Below are 8,389 nucleotides of genomic sequence, written 5' to 3'. Positions count from 1 at the left end.
GGGCCCGCGCCTACGCCGAGGCGGGCGCCGACGGGGTGTTCGTGCCGGGCGCGAGCACCGAGCACGACATCGAGGCGCTGGTGGCGGGGATCGGGGTGCCGTTGAACGTGCTCGTCCGGCCCGGCGTGCCGGTACGACGGCTGGCCGATCTGGGCGTGGCCCGGATCAGCTACGGGTCGCTGCTGTTTCGGGCGGCGCTGCACGCGGCCGTCACCACGGCGCTGGGCGTGGCCGGTGGTGAACCGGTCACCGCCGGCGTCCCGTCCTACGAGCAGGTCGAGGCACTGCACCGCTACCGGCTGGATGTCAGACAGCCTGGTAAAGGAACTCCAGTCCAAGAGGCGTAAGCCGGTGCTTGACGGTGTTGCCGCACCGCTCGCTGGCCACGAGACCGGCGGCGCGCAGGAGCGAGGCGTGCTCGCTCGCCGAGGCCGGCGAGATGTCGAGGGTCCGTGCGATCTCACCTGTGGTACGGACGCTGTCTCGCAGTGTTCGCAGCACCAGGGCGCGCGTACGGCCGAACAGCCGCCTCAGCACCTCCTCGGTCGGCCCCGTTCCCTGGGCGGCCCGGGTCAGGAACGACATCGGCTTGTGGCCGACCGGATACAGGAGCACCGGCGGCAGGGAGGGGTCGTGGAAGGTCACCGGGTTGACCGCGCAGAAGAACGCGGGCACCAGCACCAGGCCACGGCCCCGCAGGTCCAGTTCCTGGTCGTTTCCGTAGGCGACCACCACGGTGGTGCGAGGGGCCCTGCGGACCGACCGCTGATCTCGAAGCCGCAGGATCGGGGCCACCGGCCCCTGGGCCGCGTCGCCGATCGATGTCGCGCTGCGCTCGGCGACCTGCGAGATGTAGCCCCAGTACGGCTGCAGTGCCATGTCGAAGTAGGTACGCATCGACCTGCCCAGCGCGCGTACGGCCACGCTGTCCTTCCGGGCCAGCGCGACCGTCCAGGATGGACGCCGACCGTCGCCGAATCGCAGGTCGAGGTCCTCGACGATGCGCCAGCGGGGGGTGTCCAGCACCGCGGCGATGCCGTCTTCGGGATTCTCCCCTCCCACCAGAGGGCTGAGGAAATCCGGCGAATAGCCCTCCGGTGGTACGACATCCAGCAACATCCTGGTCTGCGGCGCCATCCGGGACAGCACCTTCTGTCTCCACTGCCCGAAGACGAGTTCGTCGGACGCCGCCCCCAGCATGTACAGGCTGAGCACGATCTCCCACAGGGGGTCAGGCTTGGAGACGACACGGAGCCGCTCCCAGTCCTGAGGGGAAAAGTGGATGCGCAGCATCCCGTGTCCTGTCTCGCTCTCCCCCGGAACCCACGCGCGGAGCGGCTCACCTGATCGCCCGTGAGGTCCGTCGAGGCGAACTTTCCGAATCCGTTCTCGTTCCGCGCCCACCCGCGTCCGGGCTACACCGGGTGGTCTGACATCAGCTATCAACAGGCGAAAAATCAGTCATCCGGCGTGACGGCGAACGGTCGAACATCGAGCGTCATGTTTTCTGACTCACGCCAGCAGTATGCCGAGGTGCGAGCGTGATGTCGATCGCCAGGGAGGCACGAAGATCAACAAAGCTCTTGATCCGCGCCGTTACCAGTGCTTTTCGGTGTGCGCCGAAACAGTGCCCGGTCCCCTTCATGACCTACCGGGCACGACCTACCGTCTTTGATGTGGATCTCACAGCGGGATCCGTAGCGCAGAGAAAGGGCGAGGATGCGAACCTTCACGAAGATCGCCGCAACCGGACTGGCCGCGATCGCGATGACCGCGGGCACACTGGCGACCGCCGCCCCCGCCTCCGCCGCCACCTACGGCGGGCAGTGCGGCAGCGGATACAGCGTCGTCAACCAGCGGACCATCACCGGCAAGGGCACCGTCTTCCTGACCTACAACTCCGCCAACGGCAACAACTGCGTCGTGACGATCCGCAACACCCCCGGCACGGCCGTCTCGATGTTCGCGGGCATCGCACGCCAGTCCGACCCCGCCTGGGGAGCCGTGGACGAGGGCAACTACACCACCTACGCCGGGCCCGTGTACCGCTACGCCAAGGGCTCGTGCGTCACCTGGGGCGGGGCCATCAGCGGCACCTACGCCGGCGGCGAGGACACCAACTGCGGCTGACCCCGCAGAATCCGGAGATGACTTCATGAAGAGACTGCTGTCGAAGACCGCGCTGATCACCGGCGCCGCCCTGGCTGTCGTCACCGGGACGATCGCCACGGCCGCCCCCGCCTCCGCCGCCGCCTACGGAGGGCAGTGCGGCAGCGGATACGGCGTCGTCAACCAGTTCAACCTCCCCGACAGCCGGGGAACGGTGTTTCTGACCTACAACTCCTCCACCGGCAGAAACTGCGTCGTCACCGTGCGGACGACCCCCGGAGCCGCCACGCTGATGGAGGCCTACCTCAGGCGATCCTCGGCTTCCACCTGGACCAAGGACAGCGGCAACTACACCACCTACGCCGGCCCCGTCTACGTGTCGGCGGCGGGCGCATGCGTCGACTGGGGCGGCACCATCGGCACGGCCACCCAGTTCCGCTACGGCACCAACTGCGGCTGATCCGAACGAAGAACGTCAAAGAACCGGGAAAAAGGAGAACAATGACGCCCGTCAAGAAGACCATCACCGCTGCCGCTCTCGTCGTCACCGCACTCACCGGCGCGCTCGCCACCGCATCACCCGCGGCCGCGGCGACCTACGGGGGCGAGTGCGGCTCCGGCTACACCGTCGTCAACTCCGCGGCGATCGGCAGCAAGGGGACCGTGTTCTTGACCTACAGCTCCTCCACCGGCAGAAACTGCGTGGTCGCCAAGCGGAACACCGCCGGTTCGGCCGTGCTCATCGAGGCCGGCCTGTCGGTCAGCCCGGCCGGAAACCACTGGGACGTCTACGAAGGCGACTACTTCACCAGCTACGCGGGCCCGATCTACCTGTCAGCGGCGGGCAGGTGCGTGGACTGGATGGGCCGCATCAGTGGCACCGAGGGCGGCAAGCGGGCAACGAACTGCGGCTGACAGCCGTCCGCGACAGCCCTCTTGCCCCTCCAGGCCGGCCACGGGTCGACAGGGCGGGCAGGTCGTCGTAGATGGCCGGGGCGGCGGTGACCGCGCCGCGTGGTCGCCGTCGCCCGGAGGATCTCGTTCACTTTCGCCGGTGAGGCAGGGCGGCCTTGGCGGAGGACCGGCGTCCTCAGGGGTGGGCGCGCAGGGCGGCCGCCAGCCAGGCGAAGTCGTCGGCGTAGGAGGGCGGCACGGGCTCCCCCCTGACGGTCGCCAGCAGTTGTCCGTACCGTTGCGTCTGCGCGTGAGCCCCGGCTTCCAGGCGGGCCAGCACCTGGGCGCGGTCGGCGGAGCCGAGCAGCCGGTCAAGGACCTCGGCGGCCTCGGGTGCGCACCGATGACCGCCACGGCCACCAGGTCGGCCAGGAGGAGAGACTGTGAAGCGCCGGATAATTCCGTTGCCCGATCAAAGGCCGATCGAGCAGCATGGCGGCCATGCGACGCCGTGAGTACACCGATCCCACGGCGCTACGCGCCATGCAGGACCTGGCCGCCCGAAGTTTCCCGGCGACCGGATACCGGCACATCGGCGACCTCACCTGGAACTGGTGCCTGTCTCTTGACCGGGCCGCGCAGTGCCCGACGGCGGTCTGGACGCAAGGAGAGCGGACGCTGGCCTGGGGCTGGCTGGAGTCACCTGACAGCCTGATGCTGCAGGTCGACCCGGACCACCCGGAACTGGCCGACGAGGTGCTCGCCTGGGCCGAGCGAACGGCCCGCGGCCCGCTGAGCGTCGAGGTCGCCGAAACCGAGCCGCACCTGGTCACGGCACTGGAGCGACGCCGCTACACCCCTGTCGTCGACGGCCCGTTCATGGTGTGCCTCGACCGTCCGCTCATCGGCGGGCAGGACACGCCCCGCCTGCCGGACGGCTACACGATCCGAGCTCAGCGCGACCACGCCGACGTGGCCGGCCGGGCGTCGGCGCACCGCGCCGCCTTCGGATCGACCCGGATCACCACCGAACGCCATGCCCGGATGCGGGAGACCTGGCCTTATCGCCCCGAACTGGATCTCGTCGCGGTGTCTCCCGGCGGTGACGTCGTCGCCTACTGCCAGGGCTGGTATGACGAGGTCAACGGGGTCGGCGCGTTCGAACCGGTCGGCACACATCCCGGCCACCGCCGCCTCGGCCTGGCCCGCGCCGTCTGCACCGCGGTAATGCACGCCTTCTCCGACGCCGGCGGCCACCGTGCCATCGTCTACTCCCGTGGAGACGACGGCTACCCCGTCCCCAAACGGCTCTACGAGTCCATGGGCTTCACCGCGTACACCCGCACCCATACCTATGTCGGGCGACCGGCGGCCTGAGAGGCGACCTCGGATCCGGCTGGATCTGTGTGGGTCCGTGTCCGTCAAGCAGTGGCACGGAAGGCGTTCGCATGCTCGGTACGGGGCAGGGAGCACGGTCCGGTCAGCTCGTGGACGGCGCCGGCGTGCCCGTCCCCGGTGCGGGCCCGCTCGTGCACGAGGGGCCTTGGCGGTTGTCAGCCCCGTGTGTCGGCGAGCATCCCACGCTCGGCGTCAACGTGCCGTAACGCCGCCCGCACGCTGCCGGAACCGGCCGGCAGGAGTGGCAGCCGTACCGCGGCGGTCGGGATACGCCCCTGTGCGTGCAGGACCGCCTTGATGACGGTGGGGTTGGGCTCGGCGAACATCGCGCTCGACATGGCGGCGAGGTGGTGACCGAGCGTCCTGGCCCGAATGGTGGCGCCGGCGTGCCATGCGTCGACCAGCTCGACGAATCGTGCCGTGGCGAAGTGCGCCGAGGCCAGAATGCCGCCGTGTGCGCCAAGGGCCAGCAGAGGCGAGATGAAGGCGTCGTCGCCGCCCAGCACCGCGAAGCCGGTCGGCGGGTCTGCCAGCAGCTCGATGGCGTCGGCGTCGATTCCACCGACGGCGTACTTGATGCCGGCCACACCGGCAAGATCGGCCAGCCGCCGGACGGCATCGGCGGACAGGTGCTGCCCGGTCCGGTACGGGACGTGGTAGACGACGAGCGGGACAGGGCTGGCCACGGCCAGAGCCGCGAAGTGCGCGACGATCCCCGCCTCGCCGGGCCGCAGGAACGGCGGCACCACACTGAGCGCGGCGACCACCTCTGAGCGCCCACGCAATGCCTTCACCGCCTCCACCGTGCCGGCGCCGACGACAAGCCGGGCCGAGCGCTCACGGCACACCCGAGCGATCACATCGACGACGCCACGCTGCTCCGCGGCGGTCAACGACGTCGGTTCCGCGGTGGTGCCCAGCGCCACGACGCCCGACGCGCCGGCGTCCAGCACCTCGTGCGCCAGGGCTTCCAGCGCGGTGAGGGCCACTGCACCGGCGGCGTCGAACGGGGTGATCAGCGGTACGTACACACCGGTAAGCGTCATGGTCTCAGCATCCGGCAGGTAAACCAGTAAGGTCCAGTTCACATTCCTGAACAGATCCGTAAGCTGAGCTGATGCTCGATGTGCGCCGCCTACGCCTGCTGTGCGACCTTTCCCGCCTCGGCACGATCGCCGCCGTCGCGCAAGCGCACACCTACACACCCTCGGCGGTCTCCCAGCAGCTGTCCGCATTGGAACGAGAAGCGGGCGTACCACTGCTGGAACGCACCGGCCGGCGGGTCACCTTCACCACGGCCGGCCGGATTCTCGTACAGCACGCCGAGACGGTCCTCACCGCGCTGGAACAGACGACGGCCGCGCTGGCCGCGCTGGCCACCGGACTGTCCGGCCCACTGCGCATCGGCGCCTTCCCGACCGCGGTTCGTACGTTCCTCCCGGCGGCGCTGGTCGCACTGGGGCGCCGGCACCCCGAGCTAGAGCTGACCGTGACCGAACTGGACCCGGTCACGGTGCCGGACGCCCTGCGCGAGCGGCGACTCGACGTCGGGCTGCTGCACGACTACGACGTCGTGCCGGTCGAGCCGGATCCCGTTTTGGACGCGGTACCGCTGCTGGACGAGACGGTGTTCCTCGCCGTGCCCGGCACCGCAGCCGAGGGCACCGGGCCGCTACGAGTACGAGACGTGCGAGACGCCGCCTGGATCATGGCCAGCCCCGGCACCCTCTGCCACACCGTTACGCTGCACGTCTGCCGCAGCGCGGGCTTCACGCCCCGGGCGCGTCACCACGCCGACGACTTCGCCGCCGTGCTCGCACTGGTCGCGGCCGAGCAAGGCGTCTCGCTGGTACCGCAGCTGGCCGCCGCGCAGCCACCCCCCGGCGTCCGCCTCATTCCGCTGTCCATCCGCAGACGAACCCACATCGCCTACCGGCAAGGCGCCGCCACCCACCCGGCCATAGCCGCGTTCGTATCCGCGATCCGCGCCTCCACCAGCGACTTCCTCAGCCGCTGAACACACCGGGTCCGTCCTGGCTGTCACATGTCGTTTTCCGCCACCGGCTCGACGTCGGCAGGCGATGCGGCTGCCGCCCAGCCTGTCAGCCGACCTTGATCTCAAAGAGAAGACGACCATCCGGGACGAAGAACATCCGTGCGTCGGAGAGCTTGGGCAGGCGGTATGTGACGACCGGGATGACGCTTCGAGAGGACCGGCGTGCACGGCCGGGGCGGGGTCCTCCGTCACGATGGCGACGAAGACTTCCCCGGGACTCGCACCGCCGAACGGGGGGCGGCCTTCCACGGCGGTGTACAGGGTCGCGCCCAACGACCACAGATCGGAAGCGGCGGTGGCCGCGAGACCCCGCACTTGCTCGGGAGCCATGAAGGCGGGTGTCCCCATCAGCACACCCGAATGGGTCAAGGCCGCCTCGCCGTCGACGGCCGCGATCCCGAAGTCGGTCAGGACGATGCGATCGCCTTCCAACAGTACGTTGGCGGGTTTGATGTCCCGGTGGGTGATGCCCGCCTGATGTGCCGCACGCAGCGCGGACACCATCTGCGATCCGATGTGGACGACCCGGGCGGGCGGCAGCGGCCCCTCGGCCCGCAGCAGGTCGGTCAGGGACCGGCCGTGCACCAGCTCCATGACGATCCAGGGATGCCCGTTCTCGCCGGTGATCCGATCGTGGACGGGGCATGACGGGCATCCGAACGAAAAGTCCCGTTAGCAGAGCAGAGTTGAGCGGCTTGCCGTGACTTTCCGTTCGAATGCGTCTCGCCGAGGGTTTCTGCAGGTCATGATCCATGCAGTCGGGTTGCCTGGACGGCTGCGACGCGGGCGGCGTACACCCGGTGCGCCTTGCGCTCAGCCGGGCCGGCTGCCGTGGCTTCGACCACCCCGGGGCTCCGGCTACGGCGGGGCCGACGCCGAGCCAGCTGCTGGCGTCGATGGTCGGTCGGAGCAGGGCCGGCCGCTCCGGACCAAGCGGTGTCGATTCAGAACCGGGGGCTTTCAGGCTCCGTGCGGTGAGTTCGATGAGCGTTGTTTTTCTTGCAGGGGAGCCTCCCAGGTGGCGGTGATGTCGCGGGCGACATCACGTAGGAGATCGATGAGCATGTCTGCGAGTGGTGTGAGGCTAGCGTCGGTTTTGGTCACGGCGTAGAGCTGGCGGTAGGGCCTGGGGTGGGCCAGTTCGCGATGGGTGGTGCCAGGCGCATGGGTCAGGGCCAGGCGCGAGACCAGGGCCACTGCGATGCCTGTGCCGACGAGGGCCTGGGCGACGTCGTAGGACTCGGTCTCGAACCGCGCGGTGGGAGTGAAGCCGGCCTCGCGGGCAGCGTCGTTGAACTGTTCGCGGGCGGCATGGCCGGCCAGGATGGAAACCCACGATTCGTCGCGCAGTTGTTCCAGGTGAAGTTCGGTGTCCGTGGGCTGCCCGGTGGCCAGTGGATGGTCATCGGGGAGAACCACGACCATCGGGTCCAGCAGGAGCGAGTGGGCCCGTACGTGTGGGGGCAGCGCGAGCGGCGTGCCCCAGGACGCGACGATGGCCACGTCCAGGCGCCCCGCGCTGATCTCGTTCGCTCCGCGTCCGGACACCACGTCTATGACGGAGACGTCGGCGTCCGGATGGCGGTGTCGCAGAGTCGTCAGGGCCGGTGGCAGCAGGTGCAGGGCAGCCGCCTGGAACGTCCCGATCCGCAGACGGAGCGAGAGGTGGCCGAGCAGTGCGGCCAGTTCCGCCTCGGCCCTGTCCGTTGCCTCCTCCACAGTTCGACCGTGGGAGGCGAGCAGCGCACCGGCCGCGGTGAGCGTTGCTCCGCGAGGACCACGGATGACCAGGGGCACCTGCCAGTCGCGCTCGGCCTTGGCCACCTGCTGGGTGACCGCCGCGGGCGTGAGTTGGAGTGCGTGAGCCGCCGCCGTCAGGGAGCCGTGCCGCTCGATCAACGCGAGAAGCCGCAGCTGATCCTCGGGGTGAAG

Annotated in this window: 10 protein-coding genes and 1 pseudogene; 6 read left to right on the top strand and 5 right to left on the bottom strand. The window is 69.5% G+C overall.

The genetic code is table 11. The features are described from left to right. The coding region (locus ABZ260_RS40580; RefSeq protein ID WP_355628269.1) for an isocitrate lyase/phosphoenolpyruvate mutase family protein at positions 1–347 on the top strand (347 nt) is incomplete at its 5' end. On the opposite strand, the gene ABZ260_RS40575 is transcribed toward ABZ260_RS40580, so the two are convergent. Beyond that, the gene (locus tag ABZ260_RS40575) at positions 307–1,293 is read right to left on the bottom strand and encodes a helix-turn-helix domain-containing protein (protein ID WP_355628266.1); all 987 of its coding nucleotides are present in this window, start codon (positions 1,291–1,293) and stop codon (positions 307–309) included. The two genes, ABZ260_RS40580 and ABZ260_RS40575, sit on opposite strands and share 41 nt — an antisense overlap. 426 nt (positions 1,294–1,719) lie before the next feature. On the opposite strand from ABZ260_RS40575, the gene ABZ260_RS40570 reads away from it, so the two are divergent. From ABZ260_RS40570 to ABZ260_RS40560, 3 genes are read left to right on the top strand one after another with little or no spacing between them, the layout of a single operon-like run. Next, complete coding sequence (locus tag ABZ260_RS40570; RefSeq protein ID WP_355563675.1) at positions 1,720–2,130, top strand: spore-associated protein A; 411 nt, start codon at positions 1,720–1,722, stop codon at positions 2,128–2,130. Positions 2,131–2,155: 25 nt separating this feature from the next. Then, the gene (locus ABZ260_RS40565) at positions 2,156–2,569 is read left to right on the top strand and encodes a spore-associated protein A (protein ID WP_355628264.1); all 414 of its coding nucleotides are present in this window, start codon (positions 2,156–2,158) and stop codon (positions 2,567–2,569) included. A 41-nt stretch (positions 2,570–2,610) separates the two neighbouring features. Next, complete coding sequence (locus ABZ260_RS40560; RefSeq protein ID WP_355563681.1) at positions 2,611–3,024, top strand: spore-associated protein A; 414 nt, start codon at positions 2,611–2,613, stop codon at positions 3,022–3,024. Positions 3,025–3,199: 175 nt separating this feature from the next. Here ABZ260_RS40560 and ABZ260_RS40555 read toward each other — a convergent pair whose 3' ends face one another. Beyond that, positions 3,200–3,343, bottom strand: coding sequence for a hypothetical protein (locus tag ABZ260_RS40555; protein ID WP_355628261.1), 144 nt, complete (start codon positions 3,341–3,343; stop codon positions 3,200–3,202). 161 nt (positions 3,344–3,504) lie between these two features. Here ABZ260_RS40555 and ABZ260_RS40550 point away from each other — a divergent pair, with 161 nt between their 5' ends. Beyond that, positions 3,505–4,380 carry a GNAT family N-acetyltransferase gene (locus tag ABZ260_RS40550; RefSeq protein WP_355628258.1) on the top strand — a complete coding sequence of 292 codons (876 nt, stop codon included), beginning with the start codon at positions 3,505–3,507 and terminating at the stop codon, positions 4,378–4,380. A 176-nt stretch (positions 4,381–4,556) separates the two neighbouring features. Here the strand turns inward: ABZ260_RS40550 and ABZ260_RS40545 are convergent, their stop codons facing one another. Further along, entirely contained in the window at positions 4,557–5,447 is an 891-nt protein-coding gene (locus ABZ260_RS40545; protein ID WP_355628255.1) for a dihydrodipicolinate synthase family protein, read from the bottom strand. A gap of 71 nt (positions 5,448–5,518) precedes the next feature. On the opposite strand from ABZ260_RS40545, the gene ABZ260_RS40540 reads away from it, so the two are divergent. After that, the gene (locus tag ABZ260_RS40540) at positions 5,519–6,418 is read left to right on the top strand and encodes a LysR substrate-binding domain-containing protein (RefSeq protein ID WP_355628253.1); all 900 of its coding nucleotides are present in this window, start codon (positions 5,519–5,521) and stop codon (positions 6,416–6,418) included. A 282-nt stretch (positions 6,419–6,700) separates the two neighbouring features. Here the strand turns inward: ABZ260_RS40540 and ABZ260_RS40535 are convergent. Next, positions 6,701–7,051, bottom strand: a pseudogene (locus tag ABZ260_RS40535) (serine/threonine-protein kinase); the annotation flags it as partial. Positions 7,052–7,417: 366 nt separating this feature from the next. Continuing rightward, positions 7,418–8,389, bottom strand: a 972-nt coding sequence (locus ABZ260_RS40530; RefSeq protein WP_355628250.1) for a LysR family transcriptional regulator, incomplete at its 5' end; no start/stop codon positions are given.

This window comes from Streptosporangium sp. NPDC006013, assembly GCF_040614275.1.
In the GTDB taxonomy this organism is placed as follows: domain Bacteria; phylum Actinomycetota; class Actinomycetes; order Streptosporangiales; family Streptosporangiaceae; genus Streptosporangium.
The sequence above is the reverse complement of the archived record's forward strand: the minus strand, read 5'-3'. Positions and strand labels throughout refer to the sequence as shown.

Bases quoted from the DNA above. Each gene is read 5' to 3' on its own strand.
- ABZ260_RS40575 (WP_355628266.1), bottom strand. From the start codon at position 1,293: ATGCTGCGCATCCACTTTTCCCCTCAGGACTGGGAGCGGCTCCGTGTC.
- ABZ260_RS40570 (WP_355563675.1), top strand. From the start codon at position 1,720: ATGCGAACCTTCACGAAGATCGCCGCAACCGGACTGGCCGCGATCGCG.
- ABZ260_RS40565 (WP_355628264.1), top strand. From the start codon at position 2,156: ATGAAGAGACTGCTGTCGAAGACCGCGCTGATCACCGGCGCCGCCCTG.
- ABZ260_RS40560 (WP_355563681.1), top strand. From the start codon at position 2,611: ATGACGCCCGTCAAGAAGACCATCACCGCTGCCGCTCTCGTCGTCACC.
- ABZ260_RS40550 (WP_355628258.1), top strand. From the start codon at position 3,505: ATGCGACGCCGTGAGTACACCGATCCCACGGCGCTACGCGCCATGCAG.
- ABZ260_RS40545 (WP_355628255.1), bottom strand. From the start codon at position 5,447: ATGACGCTTACCGGTGTGTACGTACCGCTGATCACCCCGTTCGACGCC.
- ABZ260_RS40540 (WP_355628253.1), top strand. From the start codon at position 5,519: ATGCTCGATGTGCGCCGCCTACGCCTGCTGTGCGACCTTTCCCGCCTC.